Origin of the sequence: Lacinutrix venerupis (assembly GCF_001971745.1) — a bacterium.
GTDB lineage: Bacteria > Bacteroidota > Bacteroidia > Flavobacteriales > Flavobacteriaceae > Lacinutrix > Lacinutrix venerupis.
Genome location: NZ_CP019352.1, coordinates 2,214,764 through 2,240,290 on the forward strand (window position 1 = coordinate 2,214,764; position 25,527 = coordinate 2,240,290).

Below are 25,527 nucleotides of genomic sequence, written 5' to 3' on the forward strand. Positions count from 1 at the left end.
TTGAATTCTAAAAACAAATATCTTATTTCCATTGTTGGACCTACTGCCATTGGTAAAACAAGCTTAAGTATTAAACTTGCGCAACATTTTAAAACCGAAATATTATCTGCAGATTCTAGACAATTTTATAAAGAAATGCAAATAGGTACAGCGGCTCCAACTAAAGAAGAACTATCTCAAGCAAAACATCATTTTATACATAATAAATCTATTGAAGATAACTATAACGTTGGTGCTTTTGAAAAAGATGCTATTAAAACCTTAGACAATTTATTTAAAAAACATGATATTGTTATTATGGTTGGAGGTTCTGGTCTTTATGTAGATGCCGTTACAAAAGGATTAGATTATTTTCCAGAAATAGATAAGAGTATTAGAGAAAAATTAAATTTAGAATTAGCCGAGAATGGACTGCAAAAACTTCAGCTTCAATTAAAAACATTAGATTTAAAAGCTTATAACACAATTGCTATAGATAATCCTCAACGTGTTATTAGAGCTTTAGAAATATGTTTAGGAAGTGGTAAACCATATTCTTCATTTTTAAATAAAGACAAAAATAAACGCATATTTAAAACTATAACCATTGGTCTAACTGCAGAGCGCGAGACAATATATAACCGTATTAATAAACGCGTAGATATTATGATGTCTCAAGGACAATTAGAAGAAGTAAAATCTCTTATTAACAAGCAACATCTTAACGCATTAAATACGGTAGGATACAAAGAGTTTTTTAATTATTTTAATGGCGAATGGACACTTGATTTTGCAATTCAAGAACTTAAGAAAAACACAAGGAGATTTGCTAAACGCCAATTAACCTGGTTTAAACGTGACCCTAACACTTTATGGTTTGACTACCAAACAAGTATAGACAACATAATCTCTAGCATAAAAAGCAAACTATAATTGAACACTTTCAATTATTAAAGTAATAGAGTATCTTAGACATAAATAACACTTTATGAAAGAACGATTTGTATACATCTTTCGATTAATTTATAAATTGAAAGACAAAATAGCATTCTATCCCACCCTAATAAGTTTTGTAGGCTGCTTGTTTGCATATCTTATGTTTTACCTCGAAGAGCAAGGTATCTCTAAATATTTGTTAGAAACCGTACCACAATTAGTTATTAATAATACCGAAACTGCAAGATCTTTACTTACCACATTTATTGCTGGTTTAATTTCTATTATGGTTTTTAGTTTCTCTATGGTAATGATACTTTTAAGTCAAGCATCTAGTAACTTTTCTCCTCGCCTATTACCTGGATTAATATCTAACACAAGACATCAAATAGTTTTAGGAATTTATTTATCTACCATTATTTATTGCATTTTTATTCTAGTTTACATAGAGCCAGATGGTAATAAATACCAACTACCAGGATTTTCGGTACTGTTTGCTATTATTTTTATGCTTAATTGTCTGGCAGCATTTATTTATTTTATTCATTCCATTTCTCAAGAAATACAGATTAGTAATATAATGCAGAAAATATTTAAAACTTCTAAAAAACGTTTAGAAATTTTAATTAAAAATGAAGATGAAGGAGATGATATTAAAGAGTTTGAAAACACCGAAAATTGGAACTGTTACAAATCTAACATTAGTGGTTATTTGCAAGATGTATCGTTAACAAACATTGCTAAAATAACTAAAGAAATAGATGCTAAAATTAAAATAATACCTATTAAAGGTACCTTTGTGCTTAAGGAGAATGATTTATTTAAATCTAACGTAAAACTTAACGATGAGGAAATTGAAAAAATATTAAAACTTTTTGCCTTTGCTAAAAGCGAAATGATAGAAGATAATTACGCGCTAGCCTTTAAGCAATTAACAGAAATTGCTGTTAAAGCCATGTCTCCTGGTATTAACGATCCTGGAACAGCTATAAATGCTATAGATTATTTAACGCAGCTTTTTAGTATTAGAATTGAAAAAAATGATGTTACTTATACTAAAATTGATGACGAAATAGTAATTACAATGGAAACAGTTAGTTTTAAAACTTTACTTTTTCAAGTCATGGCTGCTTTAAGAACTTACTGTAAACACGACATTATTTTGGTACAAAAACTATTAGTTATGCTAACTAGCTTGAAAAAAACATGTACTAACGAAAATTACAAAAAAGTAATTATTAACGAAATAGAACAATTAAAAATTGATGCTAAATCCTCTATAAAAAATGAAAGAGATTTGGCTAGTATTTAACAAAAAACACCACTTTATAGGTGGTGTTTTTTATTTGTAAATTGAATGTAGATTTTACTCTGGATTAACAACTAATCTAAAGCCTTCTCCATGTATGTTTAATATCTCTACTCTATCGTCTACTTTTAGGTATTTACGTAGTTTAGCTATATACACATCCATACTTCTAGATGTAAAATAGTTATCGTCTCTCCATATTTTTGTTAACGCTAATTCTCTTGGCATTAAATCGTTTTCATGTAAAGCTAATAAACGTAATAATTCGTTTTCTTTTGGAGATAATTTTACTTGTTCTCCTCCTTTAAAAGTTAAAAATCTTAATTTAGAATTAAGGTCGAAATTTCCAATTTTAAATTCAAACTGTTTACTATCCGCAACAGTATCTGTTGCTTTTCTAGCCATTATTGCTTTAATTTTCATTAAAAGCACTTCACTATCAAAAGGTTTGTTTAGGTAATCGTCTGCTCCTACTTTATATCCTTTAAGTACATCTTCTTTCATTGCCTTAGCTGTTAGAAAGATAATTGGTACTTCGGCATTTTTTTCTCTAATTTCTTTGGCAAGCGTAAAACCATCTTTATAAGGCATCATAACATCTAAGATGCAAAGATCGTAGTCGTCTTTTTTAAACTTCTCGAAGCCTTCCATTCCATTTTTGGCGTGGATTACTTCGTAATCATTCATCATTAAATAATCTTTTAAAACGGTTCCAAAATTTGGATCGTCTTCTACTAATAATATTTTCTTTTCTTGTTCGTCCATAATGTTATGATATTAACGGAAGTTTTATTGTAAAAGTACTCCCTTTCCCTTTTTCACTTGTTACTGATATATGACCGTTGTGGTCTTCTACTATTCTTTTTACATAAGCCAAGCCTAAACCATGACCTTTAACATTGTGTATATTTCCTGTGTGTTCTCTATAAAATTTTTCGAAAACACGTTTAGCAGCAGCTTTACTCATTCCGCTACCTTCGTCTTTAATATTTACCAAAATGCTATTACCTACATTTTCTGTTTGTACAGTAATTTTTGGTGCTTCTGGCGAATATTTTATAGCATTATCTAATATATTAACTAGAACATTTGTAAAATGTGTTTCGTTAGCTAATACAGAAGATTTGGTTGCTTTAAGTTCTGTTTCTATATGTCCTTGTCTATCTTCTACAATTAATTCTATATGTGAGATAGCGTCTTCTATTAAGTCGTGAATACCTAGTCCTTCCTTACTAATATTTAACTCGTTTTTTTCTAATTTAGAAATTCTAAGTACATTTTCTACTTGGGCATGCATACGTTTGTTTTCTTCACGTATCATTCCTAAATAGCGTTTTACCTTATCTTTATCATTAATAATCTTAGGATTTTTTATAGAGTCTAAAGCTAAATTTATTGTTGCAATAGGTGTTTTAAACTCATGTGTCATATTATTTATAAAGTCTGTTTTAATTTCTGCAATTTGTCTTTGCCTCATAATTTGCGTTAATGCAGTTATAAAAGCAATTATAATTATAGATGTAAATAAAACAGATAAGCCTAACATACCTAATACAGACGACCAAATAAACCTATTTCTTTGTGGAAAATTAACTAATAATCTATAGTTGTTTGTTCCATTATCTTCAGAAAAAATAGGAACTTCCATTGTAATCTGGTCTTCTAATTCGAAATTTTCAGATTGTACTTTTGTTGCTAAGTCATTACTATATATAGCAAATTCATAATCAATATCTATGTCAAATTGTTTTAACTTAAGAGCTAACAATCTATCTATGTTTTCTCGAGATATTCTTCTATGAATTGGCGTTCTGTACGCGAAATCTCTATAATAATCATCAAAGAGTATTTTTTCTGTTCTTCCATACTCTGTAAAAATCTCATTATTATTTAAGTTTCCATCAATTTCACTAGTTTTAAAGATTTTGGTTTCTTTTTCACTAATAATTTTTTTAATACTTATTGAATCAGAACCTATGTCAAAGAGCGCAGGAGATAATTTATAATTTTCTTCTAATATTCCATTTCTGTAAACAAGTGTTTCGTTTTTAGCTTGATCTTCTTGTTTAACATAAAGATTTCGAATAGCTGTTGTATCTCTAATTATATCTATATCTTGAGCTATTAAACGTTTTAATTTGTAAACATAGTCTCTAAACTCTTCTTGTTCAACATTTTTAGAAACTTGAATTAACGACTGTTTAACATTAAAGTTGAAATTATCTTCTTTACTGCTTATAGAATTAGATATGTAATAGCTTTGTACAAATATGATACCTATAAGAGATAAACTCATTAGGACAACTAGTACAAAAAACACTTTTTTACTCATTCATTCAAAATTAATATTTTAACATTTAGTAAACGATGGATTTAACCTTACATTAACAAAAATGTTAAAACTTAAAACTTTTTAAATGTTTTTGGCAAGTTTAAGGAGTTGTTGGTGGGTTTTTAAAACTTCTTCTTTTGTCTTTTTAATATCTATATTTTCTATTACAAAATCGGAGAGCTTAATTTTTTCAATATCTGGCCACTGGTTAGCTATAATTGCTTTTACTTTTTTTATATTAGAGTTATCACGCTTTAACACACGTTTAATACGTGTTTCTTCTGGAGCAGTTACAGTTATAATGTAGTCGTAATTTTTATAACTTCCATTTTCAAAAAGTATAGCTGCTTCTTTTATAACATAAGGAGCAGTTTGTTTGTTTTTCCATTTTACAAAATGCTTTCCTACTTTAGGATGTACAATAGCATTCATTGTTTTTAATAATTCTTTATTATTAAAAATAGCTTTGGCTAAATATGGTTTATTTAGTGTGCCATTTAAATATGCTTCTTCTCCAAAAAGTTTTATTAGTTTTCTTCTAATTACTTTAGAGTTATTCATTAATTTTTTGGCTTCATCATCAGCTATATATATAGGTATATCTAAAGCTTCAAAAGCTTTAGCTACAGTAGTTTTTCCACTACCAATTCCTCCTGTAAGTCCAACAGTTATCATTCTGAGATTATATATTCTATTTTTTGCTCATGTAATCGAGCTGTTTTTATTGTTTTTGGAGACTTTATTAACTTTGGTGTTAAATATGTTGACTTATTATTATGCTCTTTAAAATCACATATAACATCAAAATCGTCTACAGTTATTTTATTATAGTTTTCTAAACTAGTGTAGTAAGATAGGTTAACCGTTTTAGGAAAATAATTAACTTTTACATTTTTAGGTACATTAATAATTTCTACAGGTAAAGTTAAAGTTCCCTCTGTAAATTTTTCTACTAATATATCTACACTTACACTCTTTGTTTTTACTAAAATTTGAGAATCTAAACTATCTAATTTTAATGCTAATCTAGCATTAAAAGGCTTGTTAACATTCTCTCGTTTTAACACATTTGTTTCTAAATTAGTTATATTAGAAATTAAAGATTTTGGGCCAATTATTTTTACAGAATCTGGATTAGTAACTATAGAATTTAAAACATTATAACCTGGACTATAATTAATTTTTAAATTAGGTATAACAGGCACCTTTTTAACAGCATTAATATCTACTTTAAATAAAAGTGTATCTGGATTAATAGTTTTTATCTCTATATTTTTTCCAAATTGATCATTAATTCCTGAGTATCCTCTAGACAAAGACCACGCATAAAGCGAATCGCTTTTTCTTACTTCATTTTTAAAATCTATATCTATTGAAGGTGTTTTAAAATAGTACTTTAACCACTCAAAACCATCTGTATTCATTGTAAAGTTTAATACATTGGTAGAGTCGTTAAGCACTACCATTTCATCTGGTATGTTTTTTAATACAACTTTAAATTTTACTGTATTTGTATAACTTGCCGATAACCTTGCTAAGATTAAAATAAAAAAAGCCAATATAAAAAATATAAGAAATACATTTAGTTTCCTGCTTCTTACTATATTTTTTATTGTGCTTGAGATTAAAGACATTATTTATGTTTAAAAAATAATTTAGGAAACTGCGCTTCTGGATTTCTATTTAAAATACTTAAATAAAATGTCGATTTTAAAAACCCAATACCATAACCAAAAAACTGAATTGTTATAGCTATTAAAGATTGAAAAGCAACTACTATATTTTTTGTTTTTACTAAAGCTAAACTAAAAGCTAAAAGGTAATAAGCTAATATAAAATATAAAGGTAGCATAATTTCTAAAAACGATATAATAATTGAAAAAACAATACTTAGCACAAATAAGGTAGGAAACCAATATGTTATTTTTTTAGTTTGTGGGTGCCATTTATTAAGAATTGGCCTAACCATACCAAATTTATTTACTTGAGTATAAAATTTAGACCAAGATATTCTACGTTTATGGTAAACATAAGCACTTTCAAAAAATGCTGTTTTAAACCCTAAATTCCATAACCTTATAGATAAGTCTGGATCTTCTCCAGGATGAACACGTCCAAAACCACCAGTAGATTGAAATGCTTTTTTAGATAGGCCCATATTAAAACTTCGAGGCTGAAATTTATTTACACTCTTTTTATTACCTCTAATTCCTCCTGTAGTTATAAAAGAAGTCATGCTAAAATTTATAGCTTTTTGTAGGTTAGAGAATGACGCATGTGCAGCATCTGGTCCACCAAAACAATCTACATAATTATGTTTTAAATTACGTATAACTTCATTTAGATACTGTTCTGGTAAAATACAATCGCTGTCTAAAATTATAAAATAATTTCCTTTTGCTTTTTCCATACCAAAATTTCTAGAGTCTCCTGGACCAGAATTTTCTTTGAAATAATATGAGATGTTTAAAAGTGAATTATAATTTTTTACTACTAGTTCTGAAGAATCTGTAGAGCCATCTTCTACAATAACAATCTCATAATCTCCGCTAAACTTTAATTTAGAAAAACTCTGTAAAAGCTCTTCTATCTCATTAGGGCGATTATAAACAGGAATAATAAATGAAAACGGTAATTGCATAATACAAATGTACAGTAATACAATATAAAAAGCCACTCTAAAAAGAGTGGCTTTTATAATATTTATGTAGTACTAAGTTTTAGTAAAACATATTATATAAATTATTAGTTTTTAATAATTTTTACAGTTTCTACTGCACTTCCAACAGTTACTTGTACAAAGTAAGTTCCAGATTGTAAGCTAGACATATCAACATCTTTAGATACAGCATTTGGTGCTGTTCTAATAACTTCTTGACCTAACATATTAAATATAGTAACATTATTTATAGCTTGTTGAGCGTTTAATGTTAATGTATTATTTACTGGGTTTGGATAGTAAGAGAAAATAGTGTTTCCATTAAAATCTCTAGTAGATAATGTAGTTTCTGAGATTGTTAAATCTACAGGCCCTGCTACTTTAGCAATACCACTGTTATAAACTCTTGCATAGTAGGTAGCTCCATCTGTAAGACCTCCAACATCTGTAGAACCTTCTCCAACACATGCAATTTCTGTACCTCCTGTACAAGCAGTATCATCGTATATTACAACAGTATCTGCAGTTGTATCAACTGTTACTGCCATTGTAGCAGTAGCAACAAAAGAGTACCAAATATCTTGATCTCCACCAGTTGCACCACAAGAACCTGCTGCCACTCCAGAATCTGTAGCTGCAGCTGTATCTCCACTAACCATAGTTCCTAAAGTTAAGGCTTCTGCATCTGCACACTCGTCGTTTGCTGGAGGTGCTATTGTTACATCTAATGTATAAGCAGTAGACTGAGGAGAAGCCCAAGTAGAGATTGCAATGTAATAAGTTGTACCAGACACTAAATCTGCATCTACAAACCTATCTGCTGAACCAGAAGAACCTACAAATCCAACACAATTAGGTGAAGCATCTAAACAGTTATCTAATACATGTAAACCAGAATAAGTACCAGTTAAATTACTTAACGCAAATCTATAAGTTTCTGTTACAGAAGGTGTAAAAGTATAAAATACATCATCACCGCTCATATAATATAAACTACAAGGTGTAGATCCATTCTCATAATCATCAAAATAGTTCGCTGTATCATCTGAAGTAGTATAAGGTACTGAAGCAATTGGTAGCGCAGTCTCACATAATTGACCTGGAATTGGACAAGTGTATGTAAAACTACCTAAAGCTAAATCACAAGTACTATCTGTACCATTTTCTAAAATTAAATTTACAGATGTACCATCTGCATAAGGACCAACTTGAACAACTCCTAAAGTAGTAGCTGGATAAGTATTTGTTCCATCATTAATTTGCGATGTTCCATCACCTAAACCTGTAACGTCTACATCAACAAAAAACTGAGAATTATCACAATCTGTAACTAGAGTTGCAGTAGCTGTTGGAGCTGTACAAGATACAGCAACAATATTCACATCTAAGTCCATTGTTACTCCATAAGAACCTTCATAACAAGAATTTGGTGTTGATTGACCTGAATCTGCTGTACCAATTCTCATTCTATGCTGTCCTAACGTAGCATCTGCTGGCATTGTAAAAGATGCATCTAAAGTTGTCGGGTTATCACTTAATGACTCTCCTGAATATAACAATTCTGTTGCATCATCAAAAACATAATCATCATTCAAATCAATCCATATGTTAGTATCGTAACTGTATCCAGTTTCAAATGTTATTTGAACATTAGCAGAAATTCCTTGACCTAAATCAACAGGAGTTCCTGTAAAATCTTCATATGTATTATCACCAGTACTTGAAAAGTTTGTACTACCTACTAGTAAATTTCCTATACCTGTACCGTCATTACTAGAAGGTGTAGACTCACAGTAGCATCCATCTGAAAATGTTGTATATGTATTTTCTGTACACGTTGATGTCCCAATCGAGTTATAAGGAGATACTGTCCAAAAATAATCCGTAGCAATCATTTGATCACTTACTGTATATGTTAGAGCTCCTCCTAAATCTAAATTATCTACTACATCATTACCTCCTGTAGAAGTACCAATAGTTAAATAGTAACCATCTGCACCTACAGATGCATCCCAAGTTAAAACTGTATCAAAATTACCACATGCAGCATCTGGTGTAGACACGTTATTTGCGGTACAAGGAGGCGTAGATGTTGGTGCTTCCTCAACTCTAAAATTATCAAAACCTAAATCATCATCAAATGAATCTGCTCCACCTGCCGTAAATCTGAAAGCAACATTTGTATTAGGAGTAATTACACTTAAATCTAGAGTTTGATCATTCCATCCTGTAGCTGTACCTGGAGCAGTATATGATAATAATGGTGTTGGATCCCAAGTAGCACCACCATCTGTACTAAACTCAACAGTTAAAAAACCGTCTTGATTAGAAGCTACTGATAGTTTAGCAGTAGCAGCTGTAAGAGATGATAAGTCAAAAGTTTCAGAAACTAATTGATTTGTATTAGTACAAGAACCTGAAGTCTCAATATAATAATATTGTCCGCTTCCTCCTGCTAAGTAACCTGAACCAGTTGAACCAGAGTCTATAGCAAAATTTCCATCGTCTGTATCTGCTTGAATCCAACCTGTAGGTACTGAATCATCACAAGATGTTTCTGGAACACAAGCAAAACCTCCGTCACATACTGTTACACCTTCAAATTGTTCCTGATAGGGATAAGTTGTAACTTGTGCGAAAGTAAATGTCGCACAAAGCATTAAAAATAAAAAAGTAATTTTCTTCATATTAAATTGTTTTTAGGTAAATATTAATTATTAATCTTACCAAAATATTGTTTTTTTATTAAGTAATAAGAACAAATAGCAATAAATCGACAATATACCTTTTATCTCGATTAAACGTTAACAATTAGTTAACAGTTCGATAATAATTTAATATTAATTTTTTTTTGTTATGGCATAAAAAAAACCATTCAATTAATTTTGAATGGTTTATAATGTTTATTTTTTATAATTGTTATTCTTCTTGTCCTTTCACAAAGGCATCCATAACCGCATCACTAACACCCATGTTACTAAATCCTCCATCATTATAAAGGTTTTGTAATGTTACACGTTTTGTTAAATCACTAAATAATGATACTGTATAATTAGCACAGTCCATTGCAGTTGCATTTCCTAAAGGAGACATTTTTTCGGCGTAAGCTATAAAACCGTCAAATCCTTTTACTCCACTTCCTGCTGTTGTAGGTGTTGGCGACTGTGAAATTGTATTTACTCTTACTTTTTTATCTTTTCCGAAAAAATATCCAAAACTACGTGCTACACTTTCTAAATATGCTTTATTTTCTGCCATATCATTATAATCTGGAAATACACGTTGTGCTGCCATATATGTTAATGCCACAATACTTCCCCACTCATTCATAGCGTCTTGCTTATAAAGTGTTTGCATAGTTTTATGAAAAGACATTGCAGATACGTCTGTTCCTTTTTGTGTCCATGCATAATTTTGGTCTGTATAATGTTTTCCTTTTCTTACATTAATAGACATACCTATAGAATGTAAAACAAAGTCTAATTTACCTCCTAAAATCTCGGTTGCTTGAGACACTAAATTTTGCAAATCTTCTTCACTTGTAGCATCGGCAGGAATAATTTGTGAACCTGTTTTTTCTGCTAGCTTATTTATTTCACCCATTCGCATAGCAACTGGCGCATTAGTAAGTACAAAAGTTCCTCCTTCTTCGTGAACACGTTCTGCTGTTTTCCAAGCGATTGAATTTTCGTCTAATGCTCCAAATATAATTCCTCTTTTTCCTTTTAATAAATTGTATGACATATTGTTATTTATTTAGTCGTTTTGGTAAGTTGTATTAAGCATCAAAGATAATATAAAATACTCTTATTTTTTATAATTAGCTTTTATCTACTTTTATATAAATAAAGGTGTTTAATTTAATAGTTCTTTTGCATGCGCTAAGGCAGAATTAGAGACATCTACTCCACCTAGCATTTGTGCGATTTCTACAATACGCTCGTCGTGATTAAGTTTTACTAGATTGGTTGTTGTAACCTCGTTTACATCTTTTTTATACACCTTAAAATGTGTATGCCCTTTTGCTGCAATTTGTGGTAAATGTGTAATACTAAATACTTGCATGGTTTTACTCATTCCTGCCATAATATCTGCCATTTTATTAGATATTTCTCCAGAAACTCCTGTGTCTATCTCATCGAACATTATAGTTGGTAATTTTATATATTGAGTCAGTATAGATTTTATAGCAAGCATTATACGTGATAATTCTCCTCCAGACGCTGCTTTTTTTAGTGGTTTAAATTCTCCTCCTTTATTAGCCGAAAACAAGAAATCTAAACTATCTTTTCCGTTTAAATAATATGTTTCTGATAATGAAAGTACAATGTTAAATTGGGCGTTAGGCATGCCTAATTGTGCTAAAATAGCTTCTAATTTTTCTTTTAAAGATGGAATTGCTTTTTGTCTTTTATTATGAATTAATAACGCTAAAGCATCTAAATCTTGTTTTACTTTTAAAATTTCGGATTTCTTTTTAGCTATATCCGAATCTACATTTTCTGTTGCTAATACTTTGTCTGACAATTGATTTTCTATTACAATTAGTTCTTCTATAGTAGATACAACATGCTTTTGAAATAAGTTATTTATAATTGTTAATCTTCCGTTTACTTCTTGTAATCTATTTGGGTCTGCTTCTAAATTTTCTTGAAAAGTTTCTAATTCACTAAAAACATCGTCTAACTCAATTAAACTACTATTTGTACGATTATAAAGGTCTTCGTATTTATTAGAAATAACAGATAGTTGTTTAAGTGTATTTTTTAATTCTGTTAATGTAGACAAAACACCTATTTGCTCATCGCTTAATAATTGATTTGATGTTGTTAATTTTTCTTGAATTGCATCTATATTGCTTAAAGTTTCTAACTCTTCTTCTAAAGTCTCTAACTCTCCGGCTTTAAGTTTCGCTTGGGTTAACTCATTTAACAAAAAAGAGTTATAATCGTGTTCTTTAATAGCTTCGGTTTGAAAGGCTATTAACTTTTCTAAATCTTTATTTAATGCTTTATATTCTAATTGTTTTTTTGAATAATTTGATATTTCTTTCTGGGTATTAGCTAAAGCATCTATAACTTGAAATTGAAAACTATCGTCTACCATTTGAAGTGTTTCGTGCTGAGAATGTATATCTATTAATCGCTCTCCTAAAGCTTGTAAGCTAGAAAGTTTTACAGGAGAATCGTTAACAAAAGCTCTAGATTTACCACTTGGCAATATTTCTCTTCTAATAATTGTTTGTGGTTCGAAATCTAAATCTTCGAGTTTAAAAAGAGTTTCGAGTTTATAGTTTGTTACATCAAAATTAGCCTCAATAACACATTTTTTTTCTTTATTACGAAGGCTACTTAAATCTGCTCGTTTACCTAATATTAATGAGAGTCCTCCTAATAATATAGATTTTCCTGCACCTGTTTCTCCAGTAATTATTGTAAACCCATTATTAAAATCTACTTGTAAATGATCTATTAAAGCATAATTTTTTATGGATAAAGAAGTTAACATATTTTTTAAATTTAATAAGCGGTACTTAATTACAATCTCTAATTTATATATTTAATTTACGCAATAACTACAAATTAAGAGTGTACGTTAAATATAATTATTAGATTGTTACCTAAGTAATAAAAATAAAGAAATTAATATTTTATATTTCGCCATTTACTGGCATGTGTTGGAGCGACGCGGTTTAATAGCTCTACCAAATCTACAACTTCCACATTAGGTCCAGAAGAAAATATTTGTTCTATTTCTTCTGCTTTTGCATCAAAAAATATACGGGCAAGATAAGAGTTTGGTCTATTAGAATTCATTTTCTTAAAATATGATAGCGCTAATACAATTTCATTTTTTGCATCTTTACTATTTTCACTCATAATGTCCATTCCTCTTCTATGGTAATTATACATTACAGTTCTAAACTCACTAAATGTTGGAGATAAAATATTATCTATAAGTGCAAATCTACTTTGTAATCCATCTTCTAATTTCCAACCTTTAAAATTTTCTTGTTGAGAAAAATTTACAATACGTTGAGCTTGCTTAAAGTAAGGATCGCCACCTTCTTTTTGAAAAGTTTCGGCGTCTAAACCAAAAACCATATTTATATGAAAAGCCAATACAGAAACAAGATTAGATTCGTACTGATTTTCATTATAAATTAAATTTTGAAATTCTAAATATCTAAAAGAAAAGTCTTTATCGTTTATATTATAAATAGGCGTTGTGTATGTAGAACCAAATACTGGTCTTGATGACTGTACTTGTATAGATGCTTCAAAATTTTCTCCAGATTGTCCTGTAACATTTATTACTATATTACAGTTTATACGTTCTTGAGGTTTAAAGTTTCTATTGGTCCATTTTGTTTTATTTACAAACTCTGTTAATTGATTTTCAAGTGTTTTAAATATTTGAAGATTCTCGTTACCCGTTAATTGCGCATTTACAACTACATTACAGTTTAGCTCTTGAGAAAAACCAAAGTTTATTGTAAAAAAGGCTAAAAGTATAAGTAGTTTACGCATTTAATTTTTGTGTTATAACGCTTAAAATATCTCTTGCCACTTCTGCTTTAGATTTTAATTGGTAAGCGTTTATATTATTATTTTTGTCTATAATAGTCACTTTATTAGTGTCTTTTTTAAAACCTGCTCCTTTGTCTTTTAACGAATTTAAAACAATTAAGTCTAAATTCTTCTTTTTTAATTTGCCTTTTGCATTTTCTAATTCATTATCTGTTTCTAATGCAAAACCAACTAATATTTGTTTTGTTTTTATAGCTCCTAAAGAAGCTAATATATCTTTTGTTTTCTCTAACTCTAATGTTAACGTTTCACCTTTCTTTTTTATTTTACTTTGTGAAACTTCTTTTGGTCTATAATCTGCAACTGCTGCAGATAATATTGCCACATCAACAAAATTAAAATGCTGGTGTACGGCTTCATACATGTCTTGCGCACTAACTACAGGAATAACTTGTATTAAACTGTGTTCAGCTTTTTGGTGCGTTGGACCAGTAACTATAATTACTTCTGCTCCCAGGCTTGCTGCTGCTTTAGCTATTTCAAAACCCATTTTTCCGCTAGAATGGTTTCCTATAAAACGAACAGGATCTAAAGCTTCGTAGGTTGGTCCTGCTGTAATAAGTATTTTTTTATTTTTTAACGGAAGGTTTTTAAGAATATCGGCTTCTATAAAAGCAACAATATCTTCTGGTTCTGCAAGGCGACCTTGTCCTACTAAACCACTTGCTAATTCACCAGATGTTGCAGGAATCATAATATTTCCAAAGCTTTCCAACTTAGCAAATGTATTTTTTGTAGATGGATGAATGTACATATCTAAATCCATTGCCGGAGCAAAATATACAGGACATTTAGCAGATAAGTATGTTGCTAATAATAAATTATCGCATGTACCATTTGCCATTTTAGATAGCGTATTTGCTGTTGCTGGTGCAACTACAAAAAAGTCTGCCCAAAGCCCTAACTCGACATGATTATTCCATTCTGCATTCTCATCGTCTTCATTATAAAAAGAAGAGTGTACAGGATTTTTAGATAGTGTAGAAAGTGTAAGAGGTGTTACAAAATCTTTAGAAGCAGGTGTCATAACTACTTTTACGTTAGCACCTGCTTTTATAAATTCTCTTACTAATATGGCTGTTTTATAAGCAGCAATACCAGCACTAATGCCTAATAGTATATTTTTGCCACTTAAAATAGACATAGTATTAGTCTTGTTTTTCTTCTGTATTTCTATGGTAAACTTTACCGTCTAACCACTCTTTAACTGCTAAAGCGTGTGGCTTAGGTAGTTTTTCGTAGAATTTAGAAACTTCAATTTGCTCTTTGTTTTCAAAGATTTCTTCTAAAGAATCGTTGTAAGTTGCAAATTCTTCCAACTTTTCAATTAACTCTTTTTTAATTTCAGAATTAATTTGCTCTGCTCTTTTAGAAATAATTGAAATAGCTTCGTAAATGTTTTCTGTAGGTGCATCAACTTTATTTCTATTATAAGTTGTTGTACTTAAAGGCGCATCGATCTTTTTTAAATCCATAGTTGTTTTATTAACTTTTTGTATTGTACTGTTCTAATTGTTCTAAAGTATCTTCATACTTTGTTGTTGCATCTTCTAAAAAAGTAGAACTTGCATATGCTTTTTTAAATGCATTATAATATGCTTCTGCAGCTTCTAAACGAGCTTTCTTTTTAAATTCTACACTTCTAACTGCGAGTTGGTATGCAGAATCAAATTTAATATACAAAGCTTCTTCACGAAGTGATGAACCTGGAAAATCTATTATAAAATTATCTATTGCCGAAATAGATGCTTTATAATCTGAAATTCTATTATATTGTTTTGCAGTTTCAAATGCCTTTTTTTCTAGTTTAAAGCTTAATTCCTTTACTAAGGCATTAGCCTCAGTAACATCTGTAGATTCTGGATAAACATTAATAAAATTTTGTAATTTCTCTAATGCGGTATATGTATCTTCTTGATCTTTAGAATATACTGGTGATAATTGATAATAACTTTTTGCTGCTTTAAAAGTAGCTTCTTCTCTTTTAGAACTTTTTGGATATGCAGAAACAAAACGCTCAAAATGATAACCTGCTACATAAAACTCTCCTGTTTGATATGAAGCATCTGCATTTAAAAACATTAATCTTTCTGCTTGCGGCTTACCTCTATATTGCGGTATTATTTGTTCGAATAAACGATTTGCTTTAGAAAATTTCCCAGCATTATAAAGTTCTTCTCCCACTTTATATTTTGCTGCAATATCTTCAGACTTTAAAGCTTTTTGATATTCGTTACAAGAGCTAAGCGTTAGGACTAAGAGTAGTAAATAAAATAAGTTTTTCATCAATTTTTTTTATTGTTTTTTCATCTGTTTTATAAAATAATTTTATGTTTATTTTATAGATTTTGAAACAAGATGCAAAAATACGCTATTTATATGGATATTAAAAATATAATTTTACTGCTAAAGTAAGAGTTGAAATTAAGCTACCACACGGTTTAAGTAATATTTAACTTTCAAACTGCTTTATAAAGTTTGCTATTTTAATTTTTAAATCATCTGAAGCGACAACAAGTGGTAATCGAACTGTGTCGTTACAAAGATTTAGGGCTTGCAATACAGCTTTAATTCCTGCTGGATTGTTTTCTGAAAAAATAAGACTTGTTATTTCCATTAATTTAAAATGAAGCTTAAATGCTTGTTTAGCATCTCCTTCTCTACCTAATGCTATCATTTTTGAAAATGGTTTTGGAAATGCTTGTCCAATCACCGATATTACTCCATCTCCTCCAGCTAAAGCTACTGGTAAAGCTAAATCATCGTCTCCCGAAATAACTCCAAATCCTTCTGGCTTATCTTTTAACAATTGTAAATATTGGGCTACATTATTACCTGCTTCTTTTACTGCTACAATATTTTTAAAGTCATTTGCTAACCTTATTGTTGTTTCTGGAAGCATATTAGATGCTGTTCTACCTGGCACATTATATAAAATAATTGGCACAGGAGATGCTTGTGAAACAGCTTTAAAATGTTGATATATTCCTTCTTGAGTTGGTTTACTATAGTATGGAGATACAGATAGAATTCCTGCAAAATTAGATAAATCTGTTGTCTTAATTTCCTCTATAACTGCATTTGTATTGTTTCCTCCAATACCTAAAACTAGTGGCAATCTACCATTATTAGTTTTAATTATAGCATCGATTATGTCTTGCTTTTCTTGTTTTGTTATAGTTACACTTTCGCCTGTTGTACCACTAATTACTATATAATTAGTACCATTTTTTATATTGTATTCTACAATATTAGCTAGTGCTTTAAAATCTACTTCACCTTCTGTTGTAAATGGTGTAACTATTGCAATTCCTGTACCTAAAAAAGGATTTTTCATTATTTATATTTTATTTAGAATATTCAAATATTTTTTTAATTCTGAAGTAAATGTTTTAAAATCATTCATTTCAGTTTTTATAATCAAATCGTTTACACGCTCGTCTGTTTCTAAAACGCCGACTTTAAATTTTGATTTTGAAGAAACAGTTAAAAGTTTTAAAGGTGTTGTGTCGTTTTTAAAATAACTTATTAACAAATCGAATTCTTTATTTAAAAACTGTTGCAATTCTTTATCCTTTATAACGCCTTTCCACCCTAAATGTTTTAATGTAAAGGTTGGCTTAAAAGTTTTTTCTTCTTTTTTAACTTGCTCTTTAAAAGCAATAATTTCGATTTCTTCTTTATTTAAATATAAATTTTTAGCTAAAAAATTAAAATCTGGAAGATTATCTATCTCTTCTGCATTAAAAATAACACCTATACTATTAATCTTACTATTTGATTGTGAGACAACTCTATTTTTTAACCTAGAATTAATATAGTTTTTATTAGATTTTTCTTTTAATCCTTTTAAAATCATTTATATTTAAACTTTGTACAAAAGTAGGAAAATCGACCACATGTTTTCTAAAAAAAACTAAGTATTACACATGAAAAAAAAACACTTATTAAATTTAACGCTACTTCTTATTTTCATTTACTCATGTAAACAAGAACCGTATTCAATTTCTAAAATTGAAGGTAAACAAATTGCTATAAAAGATAGCCTTGAATTAGATAAAGATTTTGACTCTTTAATTTCACCATATAGAGAACAACTAGAAAAAGATATGCATAGAGTATTATCTTATGCTCCAAAAACTTATACAAAAAGTGATGGCGACTTAAATACAGCTATTGGTAATTTAATGGCAGATGTTGTTTTTTCTGAAGGAAACCCAATATTTAACAAAAGAACTGGTAAAAATATTGACATTGTTTTATTAAATCATGGTGGCATTAGATCCATAATTTCTAAAGGAAACATTACCACAGAAACAGCTTTTAAAGTTATGCCTTTTGAAAACAGCATTGTTGTTGTAGCTCTTAAAGGACAACAAATAGACAGTATGATGCATTATTTAAGTGAAGCTAAAAGAGCTCATCCTGTTCGTGGTATAACATTAACTTTAGACAAAAACTATAAAATTTCTAATGCTTTAGTTAATAAAAAACCAATAGAAAAAGACAAAACTTACTATGTAGCAACTAACGATTATTTATATGACGGTGGAGACAGAATGCGTTTTTTTAAACCTAACGACTCTGTTTATTATTTAGATTATAAAATTAGAAATGCTATGATTGATTACTTTAAAAAAGTAGATACTATTAACCCGAAAATTGATAACAGATTTACCCAAACCAAATAATTAAAAAAATGAAACGTAGAACATTTATTCAAAAATCATCGGCTGCCACAGCATTAGTAACTCTTGGTGGATTTGGTTTTCAATCTTGTAATTCGGCAATAAAAACAAAAAAAATAACAATACTGCATACAAACGATGTGCATAGCCATATAGATCCTTTTAGCCCAGAAGATGGCAGAAACGCTAACCAAGGCGGAGTTGCTAGACGCGCAAGTTTAGTTGAGTCTATTAGAAATGAAAATCCAAATACACTTTTATTAGATGCTGGTGATATTTTTCAAGGCACTCCATATTTTAACTATTATGGCGGCGAATTAGAATTTAAACTTATGTCTAAAATGAAATATGATGCTGCAACTATTGGTAATCATGATTTCGACAATGGTATAGATGGTTTGTATGCGCAATTACCTCATGCCGATTTTAAATTTTTATCTGCTAATTATAATTTTAAAAATACAATAATGGATACGCATGTTAAACCTTATCATGTGTTTATGAAAGAAGGTATTAAAATTGGTGTTTTTGGTTTAGGTATTAAGCTAGATGGCTTAGTTGACAAAAAAATGTATAAAGAAACAGAGTATTTAGATCCTGTAGAGATTGCTACAGATATGTCTAGAATTTTAAAAAATGAAGAGCAATGCGACTTAGTTATTTGCCTATCTCATTTAGGATATTATTACTCAAAAAACCCAAATAAAATTTGTGACCTTGTTCTTGCAAAAGAAACAAGAGATATCGATTTAATTATTGGTGGCCATACACACACTTTTTTACCAAAGCCTACAGTAGCACAAAATAAAGATGGTAAAAACGTATTAGTAAACCAAGTAGGTTGTTATGGTATTAATTTAGGTAAAATTGATTTCTTTTTTGATGCTGACAAAAACAAAACTGCAAATGGAACTTCTATAATAGTGTAATAAATAATAATTAATAACGACTAAACTTAGTAGTTATTAATTATTAACATTATGCTTTTATGAGAGCCAAAATACTATTAGGATTACGCATTGTTATTGCCATTATTTTAATACAAACTTTAAGATATAAATTTACTGGACATCCAGATAGCGTTTACATTTTCACTCAAGTTGGCATGGAGCCTTACGGTCGTATTGCTATTGGAATTTTAGAGCTTGTTGCTGGTATATTACTATTAATCCCTAAAACAGTATGGGTTGGAGCTCTACTTACTATTGGTATAATTGGCGGCGCAATATTTTTACACATAACACAACTTGGAATAAGTGTTAATGGAGATAATGGCATATTATTTTATACAGCATTAATAACATTTATTCTTTCTTGTATTGTTTTATTCTACAACAGAAAAAACATTCCGTTTTTAAAATAATACTTTATAATATTTATTCATTTTAGAAACAATATAAAAATACACAAGAGAGAAACCTATAATTAAAAGTATAGAATAAATTACACTTAGTATATAATCTGAAGAAACAAACACATATGCCACTCTTACTGTTTCAGAAAACACAATACAAACACTTGCTAAAAAAAGTATTAATCCTTTTTTAGAATCATGATACAAATAGTTAATTAATGAAAAAGAAAGCAATAATAATATGCTAATATTATAAAGGCATTCTATTAAAAAATCTAATGTATAAACTTTAATAGTACTATCTGCTAAAATCATTTGATTTAAGGTAAATATTAAATAACCATTAAATATAAATAGTACAAAAATTGGTAATTTAAATTTACTCATTAATATTTTTAAATTAATACGCTTAGCTATATATAACAGTAAGTTTAAATAGCCAAATATATAAGCGATATTACTAATTCTAGGTAAAACACTAACATCAAAATAACTAAAAGCCTTTATAAACTCTGCAAACGCGGAAGAAATTAAAAAAATTGCAAAAAATTTACTTTTATTTTCTGATACGGTAAAATATAAACACACTAAAAAAGAAAGTATAAAAGCTCTTAAATAGCTTGATAGTTTAACAAGGTCAAACAAGACGCTAACCATAAACAAACAAGTGATTATAACAAGAAGGCTTGTTATACACTGTAATTTTGTGATTTTCATTATAATAGATTTAAGGGAAAGTAAATATATAAGAAAATAAACCAATAAACGTTAAAATATACACTTAATCGACGAAATACACGTAATTAAATTGTATTTGAAAGAAAAACTATACAAGCAAACTATTCGTTTCCTCTTCAGGTGCTATAAGAATATGGCTATAGAGCAACGACACTCCAAAAAAGAAAAACACTGTAGAAACATAACCTAATGGCGTATCTTCATCAATAAAATAATATGCAATAAGTATAAATTCTGAAAAAGCTATTAAAAAACACGACAGAAACAATACCAAGCGCTCCCTTACACTACTTTGGATATAGCTTAAAAAAGATAAAGATAACAGTACAACTAAAGATAAATTATATAAAAACTCTACAATATGAACTGCTAATTCCACTTGGGATTCAAAGTTTATAGGCTCCACTAGATTTTTAAAAAAATAAAGTATATAAACACTTAACACTAATAAAACTATAAAGTAAAAAAGATATTTTTTAAATATTATTTTAAAATTTAAGCTATTTACAACATATAGAATAAGAAAAAAATATGCCATTATGTAAGAAATATTACATAAGTAATAATAAATGTTTTCGTCTGGATTATACAGAAACATACTAACAAGTTCTCCTACTGTATAACACAAAAAAAACAGTATTAATGTAATACTTTTAGCTCCTTTTTTAAAAAAATAGAACAATGCTAAAACAGGAACAAACATTAGCTCTAAATTATAAGATATTGTGCTAAACCCAAACACATCTAAAAGCACTATTATTAAAATAATAATAGCGGCTACAATAATAAATCTGATTTGCTTGGACATAAAGGGCTTAAAGGTAATGAAATACCAAATTAACGGTTTCAATTAATAAGAAACAAAAAATAAAAAACATATTTTAACCATAAACTATTTACAAGTTTCTTTTATATTTTAAAATTAAAGCATATTTAAAAAATCTGTTTCAGTTATTAACGGAATATTTAATTTCTCTGCCTTATCTCTTTTACTTGGTCCCATTTTATCGCCAGCAACTACAAAATCTGTTTTAGAAGATATAGAACTTACATTTTTACCGCCATTATCTTCTATAAGCTTTTTAAGCTCTGTTCTAGAAACTTGAGTAAAGACACCCGAAACAACAAAAGATTTACCTTCTAATTTATTTGTTAAATTAGCCAATTTTTCTGCAGAAACCTCTAACTGAACACCAAACTCTTTAAGTCTTCGTATAGTATTTACATTTTCCTCTGAAGCAAAAAAAGCAACAACACTTTCTGCAATTTTAACACCTATTTCATCTACTTTCTCTAAATCTTCAATAGAAGCATTCGCTAAAGCTTCAATACTTTTATAATGTTTAGCTAATTTTTTTGCAACCGTTTCTCCAACAAAACGAATTCCAATAGCAAATAGAACACGCTCAAAAGGTATTTGCTTTGAAGCATCAATACCATTAATTAAGTTTTCTGCACTTTTTTCAGCCATTCTTTCTAAAGGCATTACTTGCTCTTTATTAAGTGCATATAAATCTGCATAATTAGTAATTAAACCTTCTTTTACCAAAAGTGCAACAGTCTCTCCTCCTAAACCATCTATATCCATAGCTTTTCTAGAAATAAAATGTTGTATTCTTCCCACAACCTGTGGTTCGCAACCATTATAATTTGGACAAAAATGTTTTGCCTCACCTTCCACTCTTTCTAACGGTGTCTGGCACTCTGGACAATGTGTTATATATTGTGTTGGCTCAGAATTTAAAGGTCTTTTAGACAAGTCTACAGCTATAATTTTAGGAATTATCTCTCCTCCTTTTTCTACAAAAACTTCATCGTTTACACGTATATCTAACTTTTCAATTTGGTCTGCATTATGTAAAGATGCTCTTTTTACAATGGTTCCTGCTAATTCAACAGGTTCTAAATTAGCAACTGGAGTAATTGCTCCTGTTCTACCCACTTGATATGTTATCTCTTTTAAAATAGTAGATACTTGCTCTGCTTTAAACTTGTATGCCATTGCCCAACGAGGCGCTTTAGCTGTATAACCTAATTCTTCTTGTTGATATAAATTATTAACTTTAACTACTACTCCATCTGTTTCGTAAGGAAGATTATGCCTTTCTTTATCCCAATGATTTATAAATTGAAAAACCTCTTCAATAGAATTACATAAGCGCGCTTCGTTTGGAACTTTAAAGCCCATTTGCCTTGCTTTTACCAAACTTTCAAATTGATTTTCAACACCTAAATTAGTTCCTGTTAAGTTATACAACAAACATTCTAAAGGTCGCTTAGCAACCTCTGCACTATCTTGCAACTTTAAGCTTCCTGAAGCAGTATTTCTAGGATTTTTATACGGTTCCTCTCCATTTGCTACACGCTCTTCATTCATTTTAACAAAGCCATCAAAAGGCAAAACTATTTCTCCACGAATGTCGAATTTTAAAGGATAACTACCTTTTAATTTTAAAGGTACAGATTTAATAGTTTTAATATTTGTAGTTACATCGTCTCCCTGAAAACCATCTCCTCTTGTTACTGCTCTTACTAAACTTCCATTTTCGTATGTTAAACTTATTGAAGCTCCGTCGTATTTAAGTTCGCATGTGTAAGCAACATCTCCATCTACTAACTTTTTAATTCTAGTTTCCCAATCTTTTAAATCTTCTAAAGAATATGAATTATCCAAAGAATACATTCTATGCTCATGAGTTACGGTATTAAAATTTTTTGTAACCTCTCCTCCAACTCGTAAAGTTGGGGAATTAGCATCATAAAATTCTGGATTTGCTTCTTCTAAAGCTTGAAGTTCTTTTAATTTTATATCGAAATCATAATCACTAATCGTAGGATTATCTAGCACATAATAATTATAATTATGTTCGCGAAGTGTGTTACGAAGTTGGTTTATTTTTTCTTGTATTGTCATTCTATAATCTATCTTTATTTAACCATTTTGGCGCTGGCAATGGCTTAAAACTGTTCATTTTATCTAGCAATCCGTCTATAGTATTATCAATTACAACTGCTTTAAAGTTTTCTTCACTTAAAAAACCTTTAGACACCATCACCTTGCTTTGTTGTATTAAAGCATCATAATAACCATTTATGTTTAAAATACCTATTGGCTTAATATGTAAACCTAATTGTCCCCAAGTTGTAATTTCAAAAAACTCATCCATGGTTCCAAAACCACCAGGTATAACTATAAATCCATCGCTTTTTTCGTACATTTTAACTTTACGATCGTGCATATTATTAGTTACTATTAACTGCGTTAAATCTTCACTAACAATTTCTTTAGTTTTTAAAAAATTAGGAATTATACCTAATACCTTTCCGTTATTTTCTAAAACACCTTTAGCAACAACTCCCATGATACCAATTTTTGCTGCTCCATAAACCAAGGTAATATTATTTTGTGCTAAAGTTTTACCTAAAGCATGAGCTTCGGAAATTATTATATTATCATTTCCTAAACTTGCTCCACAAAAAACCGCAATACTATTCATTATATATTTGCTTTTAACATTCGGTTTTTATTAAAAATATCTTTTAATATTTCTACATTTTTAAACCCAAAACTTTCAACTAAATCCTTGGTTTCCTCTCCTAAGTACTCGTTTATTTCGAAGAATAATTGTCCGTTTTGTTTCAATTTATTTTTGGCAAATTTTGTAATCGCTCTATAAAATATTAAAGGATCATTATCTTCTACAAATAATGCCAAATGTGGCTCGTTATTTAAAACGTTATTTTGTATTTCTACCTTTTCCAAATTACGAACATAAGGCGGATTAGATACTATAATATTAAACTCTAAATTTTTAAATAATGTGTTACAATCATCATCTTTTAAAATACTTCCTTCTAGAAAATTAATATCTACATTATTTAAAGTGGCATTTTCTTTAGCTTTTTCTATTGCTTTTTCCGAAACATCTAAAGCATACAGTTGTGCATTATTTAAGTTTTTTGCTAAAGCAATAGCTATACAACCACTTCCGGTTCCAATATCTAAAATTGATAATTGAGTTGATGTTTTACTTTTTTTAGAGTCTATTATTAACTGCACCAACTCTTCCGTTTCCGGTCTTGGTATTAATGTATTTTCATTAACTTTAAATGGTAAACCAAAAAATTCGGTTTCACCTAATATATATTGAATAGGCTGCTCTTTTTTTAATGCTTCTAAAGCATTAAAAATTGGTTGCTGCTCTTCCTTTGTTATAGAAATTTTTCTATTTAAGGCTATATCTAATCTTGAAATATTATAAAAAGCCTCTGTACACAAAAAGAAAAAACTAGACACTTCTTCTTTGCCATAAATAACATCTAATGTTTCGTGAAATATATTTTCTAAATCTTTTACTAACACAATTAACTTTATTTATAATAAATCTTTAATCATCCATATTGAACAAGAGTTATGTCCTGTATCACCTAATGGCTCTTTTAAATGTTTAAAACCAAATGATTCGTAAATATGAATTGCAGCTTTTAATTGTGGAGCAGACTCTATATAACACTGCTTATAACCCATCTTTTTTGCAGAATCTATACATTTTTTAAACAATAGTTTACCATAACCTTTTCCTCTAATTTTTGGTGAAAAGTACATTTTTTGAAGTTCGCAAACTGTACTTTTAAAACCCTTTAAAGTTTTTATACCTGCTCCACCAAGTATTTCTCCATCAACATCGATTACATAGTAAACATCGTTTTTATTTTTGTAAGATTGATACATTCTTTTTGTTTCTGGATCTGCATAAGCAGTACCTTTTAAAGGAATATTAAATTCTGGAAAACATGCACGTATAACACCTTCTATCTGCGCATTATCTTCAAGCATAATTTCTCTAATAACCATATTATTTTTACTCACTTTATTATAGTATTTTTACGCAGTATTTTGAGGTTGAATATACAGCAATACCAATTAAATTAAAAAAATCAA

At 29.2% G+C, this 25,527-nt stretch carries 25 protein-coding genes; 5 read left to right on the plus strand and 20 right to left on the minus strand.

Annotation, left to right across the window (positions count from 1 at the left end; genetic code table 11):
* Complete coding sequence (miaA, locus tag BWR22_RS10025; RefSeq protein WP_076733539.1) at positions 1-912, plus strand: tRNA (adenosine(37)-N6)-dimethylallyltransferase MiaA; 912 nt, start codon at positions 1-3, stop codon at positions 910-912.
* A gap of 163 nt (positions 913-1,075) precedes the next feature.
* Positions 1,076-2,227 (plus strand): DUF2254 domain-containing protein, encoded by a 1,152-nt coding sequence (locus BWR22_RS10030; RefSeq protein ID WP_317042515.1) that lies wholly within the window; start codon positions 1,076-1,078, stop codon positions 2,225-2,227.
* Positions 2,228-2,281: 54 nt separating this feature from the next.
* On the opposite strand, the gene BWR22_RS10035 is transcribed toward BWR22_RS10030, so the two are convergent.
* The 14 genes from BWR22_RS10035 to BWR22_RS10100 all read right to left on the minus strand — a co-directional run bounded on the left by BWR22_RS10035 (position 2,282) and on the right by BWR22_RS10100 (position 17,664).
* Positions 2,282-2,989 (minus strand): response regulator transcription factor, encoded by a 708-nt coding sequence (locus BWR22_RS10035; protein ID WP_076733541.1) that lies wholly within the window; start codon positions 2,987-2,989, stop codon positions 2,282-2,284.
* A 4-nt stretch (positions 2,990-2,993) separates the two neighbouring features.
* The gene (locus BWR22_RS10040; RefSeq protein WP_076733542.1) at positions 2,994-4,556 is read right to left on the minus strand and encodes a sensor histidine kinase; all 1,563 of its coding nucleotides are present in this window, start codon (positions 4,554-4,556) and stop codon (positions 2,994-2,996) included.
* Between the two features lie 81 nt (positions 4,557-4,637).
* Positions 4,638-5,231, minus strand: a complete 594-nt coding sequence (coaE, locus tag BWR22_RS10045) for a dephospho-CoA kinase (RefSeq protein ID WP_076733543.1) — start codon at positions 5,229-5,231, stop codon at positions 4,638-4,640.
* The gene (locus tag BWR22_RS10050) at positions 5,228-6,190 is read right to left on the minus strand and encodes a CdaR family protein (protein ID WP_076733544.1); all 963 of its coding nucleotides are present in this window, start codon (positions 6,188-6,190) and stop codon (positions 5,228-5,230) included. Before BWR22_RS10050 ends, coaE begins: the two co-directional genes overlap by 4 nt.
* Positions 6,190-7,197: a glycosyltransferase gene (locus BWR22_RS10055; protein WP_076733545.1), complete on the minus strand. Its 1,008-nt coding sequence runs from the start codon at positions 7,195-7,197 to the stop codon at positions 6,190-6,192. Before BWR22_RS10055 ends, BWR22_RS10050 begins: the two co-directional genes overlap by 1 nt.
* Positions 7,198-7,301: 104 nt before the next feature.
* Positions 7,302-9,902, minus strand: coding sequence for a T9SS-dependent choice-of-anchor J family protein (locus BWR22_RS10060; protein WP_076733546.1), 2,601 nt, complete (start codon positions 9,900-9,902; stop codon positions 7,302-7,304).
* A 232-nt stretch (positions 9,903-10,134) separates the two neighbouring features.
* Entirely contained in the window at positions 10,135-10,959 is an 825-nt protein-coding gene (locus tag BWR22_RS10065; protein ID WP_076733547.1) for an enoyl-ACP reductase FabI, read from the minus strand.
* 111 nt (positions 10,960-11,070) lie between these two features.
* On the minus strand, positions 11,071-12,723 hold the full coding sequence (gene recN, locus BWR22_RS10070; protein ID WP_076733548.1) for a DNA repair protein RecN: 1,653 nt from the start codon (positions 12,721-12,723) through the stop codon (positions 11,071-11,073).
* A 134-nt stretch (positions 12,724-12,857) separates the two neighbouring features.
* The gene (gene porD, locus BWR22_RS10075) at positions 12,858-13,745 is read right to left on the minus strand and encodes a type IX secretion system protein PorD (protein WP_076733549.1); all 888 of its coding nucleotides are present in this window, start codon (positions 13,743-13,745) and stop codon (positions 12,858-12,860) included.
* On the minus strand, positions 13,738-14,949 hold the full coding sequence (gene coaBC / locus BWR22_RS10080; protein WP_076733550.1) for a bifunctional phosphopantothenoylcysteine decarboxylase/phosphopantothenate--cysteine ligase CoaBC: 1,212 nt from the start codon (positions 14,947-14,949) through the stop codon (positions 13,738-13,740). The genes porD and coaBC overlap by 8 nt, the downstream gene beginning before the upstream one ends.
* A 4-nt stretch (positions 14,950-14,953) precedes the next feature.
* Positions 14,954-15,280: a DNA-directed RNA polymerase subunit omega gene (locus tag BWR22_RS10085; RefSeq protein ID WP_076733551.1), complete on the minus strand. Its 327-nt coding sequence runs from the start codon at positions 15,278-15,280 to the stop codon at positions 14,954-14,956.
* A 10-nt stretch (positions 15,281-15,290) separates the two neighbouring features.
* Positions 15,291-16,091: an outer membrane protein assembly factor BamD gene (locus BWR22_RS10090; RefSeq protein ID WP_076733552.1), complete on the minus strand. Its 801-nt coding sequence runs from the start codon at positions 16,089-16,091 to the stop codon at positions 15,291-15,293.
* A 166-nt stretch (positions 16,092-16,257) separates the two neighbouring features.
* Complete coding sequence (gene dapA / locus BWR22_RS10095) at positions 16,258-17,142, minus strand: 4-hydroxy-tetrahydrodipicolinate synthase (protein WP_076733553.1); 885 nt, start codon at positions 17,140-17,142, stop codon at positions 16,258-16,260.
* Between the two features lie 3 nt (positions 17,143-17,145).
* Positions 17,146-17,664 (minus strand): DUF6913 domain-containing protein, encoded by a 519-nt coding sequence (locus tag BWR22_RS10100; protein ID WP_076733554.1) that lies wholly within the window; start codon positions 17,662-17,664, stop codon positions 17,146-17,148.
* Positions 17,665-17,734: 70 nt separating this feature from the next.
* Between BWR22_RS10100 and BWR22_RS10105 the strand changes: the two genes are divergently transcribed.
* The 3 genes from BWR22_RS10105 to BWR22_RS10115 are packed head-to-tail and all read left to right on the plus strand — an operon-like array spanning position 17,735 to position 19,856.
* Positions 17,735-18,496: a 5'-nucleotidase C-terminal domain-containing protein gene (locus BWR22_RS10105; protein WP_076733555.1), complete on the plus strand. Its 762-nt coding sequence runs from the start codon at positions 17,735-17,737 to the stop codon at positions 18,494-18,496.
* A gap of 8 nt (positions 18,497-18,504) precedes the next feature.
* Positions 18,505-19,422 carry a bifunctional metallophosphatase/5'-nucleotidase gene (locus BWR22_RS10110; RefSeq protein WP_076733556.1) on the plus strand — a complete coding sequence of 306 codons (918 nt, stop codon included), beginning with the start codon at positions 18,505-18,507 and terminating at the stop codon, positions 19,420-19,422.
* Between the two features lie 59 nt (positions 19,423-19,481).
* Positions 19,482-19,856 (plus strand): DoxX family protein, encoded by a 375-nt coding sequence (locus BWR22_RS10115; protein ID WP_076733557.1) that lies wholly within the window; start codon positions 19,482-19,484, stop codon positions 19,854-19,856.
* On the opposite strand, the gene BWR22_RS14370 is transcribed toward BWR22_RS10115, so the two are convergent.
* The 6 genes from BWR22_RS14370 to BWR22_RS10145 all read right to left on the minus strand — a co-directional run bounded on the left by BWR22_RS14370 (position 19,848) and on the right by BWR22_RS10145 (position 25,455).
* Positions 19,848-20,234 (minus strand): hypothetical protein, encoded by a 387-nt coding sequence (locus BWR22_RS14370; protein ID WP_147427018.1) that lies wholly within the window; start codon positions 20,232-20,234, stop codon positions 19,848-19,850. The genes BWR22_RS10115 and BWR22_RS14370 overlap by 9 nt on opposite strands.
* A 439-nt stretch (positions 20,235-20,673) precedes the next feature.
* Entirely contained in the window at positions 20,674-20,964 is a 291-nt protein-coding gene (locus BWR22_RS14375; protein ID WP_156875596.1) for a hypothetical protein, read from the minus strand.
* A 543-nt stretch (positions 20,965-21,507) separates the two neighbouring features.
* Positions 21,508-23,499, minus strand: coding sequence for an NAD-dependent DNA ligase LigA (gene ligA, locus BWR22_RS10130; RefSeq protein WP_076733560.1), 1,992 nt, complete (start codon positions 23,497-23,499; stop codon positions 21,508-21,510).
* A gap of 1 nt (position 23,500) precedes the next feature.
* Positions 23,501-24,082, minus strand: a complete 582-nt coding sequence (locus BWR22_RS10135) for an LOG family protein (RefSeq protein WP_076733561.1) — start codon at positions 24,080-24,082, stop codon at positions 23,501-23,503.
* Positions 24,082-24,948, minus strand: a complete 867-nt coding sequence (gene prmC / locus BWR22_RS10140) for a peptide chain release factor N(5)-glutamine methyltransferase (protein WP_076733562.1) — start codon at positions 24,946-24,948, stop codon at positions 24,082-24,084. Before prmC ends, BWR22_RS10135 begins: the two co-directional genes overlap by 1 nt.
* A 12-nt stretch (positions 24,949-24,960) precedes the next feature.
* Positions 24,961-25,455, minus strand: a complete 495-nt coding sequence (locus BWR22_RS10145) for a GNAT family N-acetyltransferase (RefSeq protein WP_076733563.1) — start codon at positions 25,453-25,455, stop codon at positions 24,961-24,963.
* Positions 25,456-25,527 lie beyond the last annotated feature (72 nt).

Excerpts from the sequence above, each read along its gene's own strand:
- recN (WP_076733548.1), bottom strand. The coding sequence starts at position 12,723 with ATGTTAACTTCTTTATCCATAAAAAATTATGCTTTAATAGATCATTTA.
- BWR22_RS10040 (WP_076733542.1), bottom strand. The coding sequence starts at position 4,556 with ATGAGTAAAAAAGTGTTTTTTGTACTAGTTGTCCTAATGAGTTTATCT.
- BWR22_RS10085 (WP_076733551.1), bottom strand. The coding sequence starts at position 15,280 with ATGGATTTAAAAAAGATCGATGCGCCTTTAAGTACAACAACTTATAAT.
- BWR22_RS10030 (WP_317042515.1), top strand. The coding sequence starts at position 1,076 with ATGTTTTACCTCGAAGAGCAAGGTATCTCTAAATATTTGTTAGAAACC.
- dapA (WP_076733553.1), bottom strand. The coding sequence starts at position 17,142 with ATGAAAAATCCTTTTTTAGGTACAGGAATTGCAATAGTTACACCATTT.
- BWR22_RS10135 (WP_076733561.1), bottom strand. The coding sequence starts at position 24,082 with ATGAATAGTATTGCGGTTTTTTGTGGAGCAAGTTTAGGAAATGATAAT.
- BWR22_RS10055 (WP_076733545.1), bottom strand. The coding sequence starts at position 7,197 with ATGCAATTACCGTTTTCATTTATTATTCCTGTTTATAATCGCCCTAAT.
- BWR22_RS10060 (WP_076733546.1), bottom strand. The coding sequence starts at position 9,902 with ATGAAGAAAATTACTTTTTTATTTTTAATGCTTTGTGCGACATTTACT.
- BWR22_RS10065 (WP_076733547.1), bottom strand. The coding sequence starts at position 10,959 with ATGTCATACAATTTATTAAAAGGAAAAAGAGGAATTATATTTGGAGCA.
- BWR22_RS10035 (WP_076733541.1), bottom strand. The coding sequence starts at position 2,989 with ATGGACGAACAAGAAAAGAAAATATTATTAGTAGAAGACGATCCAAAT.
- BWR22_RS10115 (WP_076733557.1), top strand. The coding sequence starts at position 19,482 with ATGAGAGCCAAAATACTATTAGGATTACGCATTGTTATTGCCATTATT.
- coaE (WP_076733543.1), bottom strand. The coding sequence starts at position 5,231 with ATGATAACTGTTGGACTTACAGGAGGAATTGGTAGTGGAAAAACTACT.
- BWR22_RS10050 (WP_076733544.1), bottom strand. The coding sequence starts at position 6,190 with ATGTCTTTAATCTCAAGCACAATAAAAAATATAGTAAGAAGCAGGAAA.
- BWR22_RS10110 (WP_076733556.1), top strand. The coding sequence starts at position 18,505 with ATGAAACGTAGAACATTTATTCAAAAATCATCGGCTGCCACAGCATTA.
- BWR22_RS14370 (WP_147427018.1), bottom strand. The coding sequence starts at position 20,234 with ATGAGTAAATTTAAATTACCAATTTTTGTACTATTTATATTTAATGGT.
- BWR22_RS10100 (WP_076733554.1), bottom strand. The coding sequence starts at position 17,664 with ATGATTTTAAAAGGATTAAAAGAAAAATCTAATAAAAACTATATTAAT.
- BWR22_RS10105 (WP_076733555.1), top strand. The coding sequence starts at position 17,735 with ATGAAAAAAAAACACTTATTAAATTTAACGCTACTTCTTATTTTCATT.
- coaBC (WP_076733550.1), bottom strand. The coding sequence starts at position 14,949 with ATGTCTATTTTAAGTGGCAAAAATATACTATTAGGCATTAGTGCTGGT.
- BWR22_RS10090 (WP_076733552.1), bottom strand. The coding sequence starts at position 16,091 with ATGAAAAACTTATTTTATTTACTACTCTTAGTCCTAACGCTTAGCTCT.
- porD (WP_076733549.1), bottom strand. The coding sequence starts at position 13,745 with ATGCGTAAACTACTTATACTTTTAGCCTTTTTTACAATAAACTTTGGT.
- ligA (WP_076733560.1), bottom strand. The coding sequence starts at position 23,499 with ATGACAATACAAGAAAAAATAAACCAACTTCGTAACACACTTCGCGAA.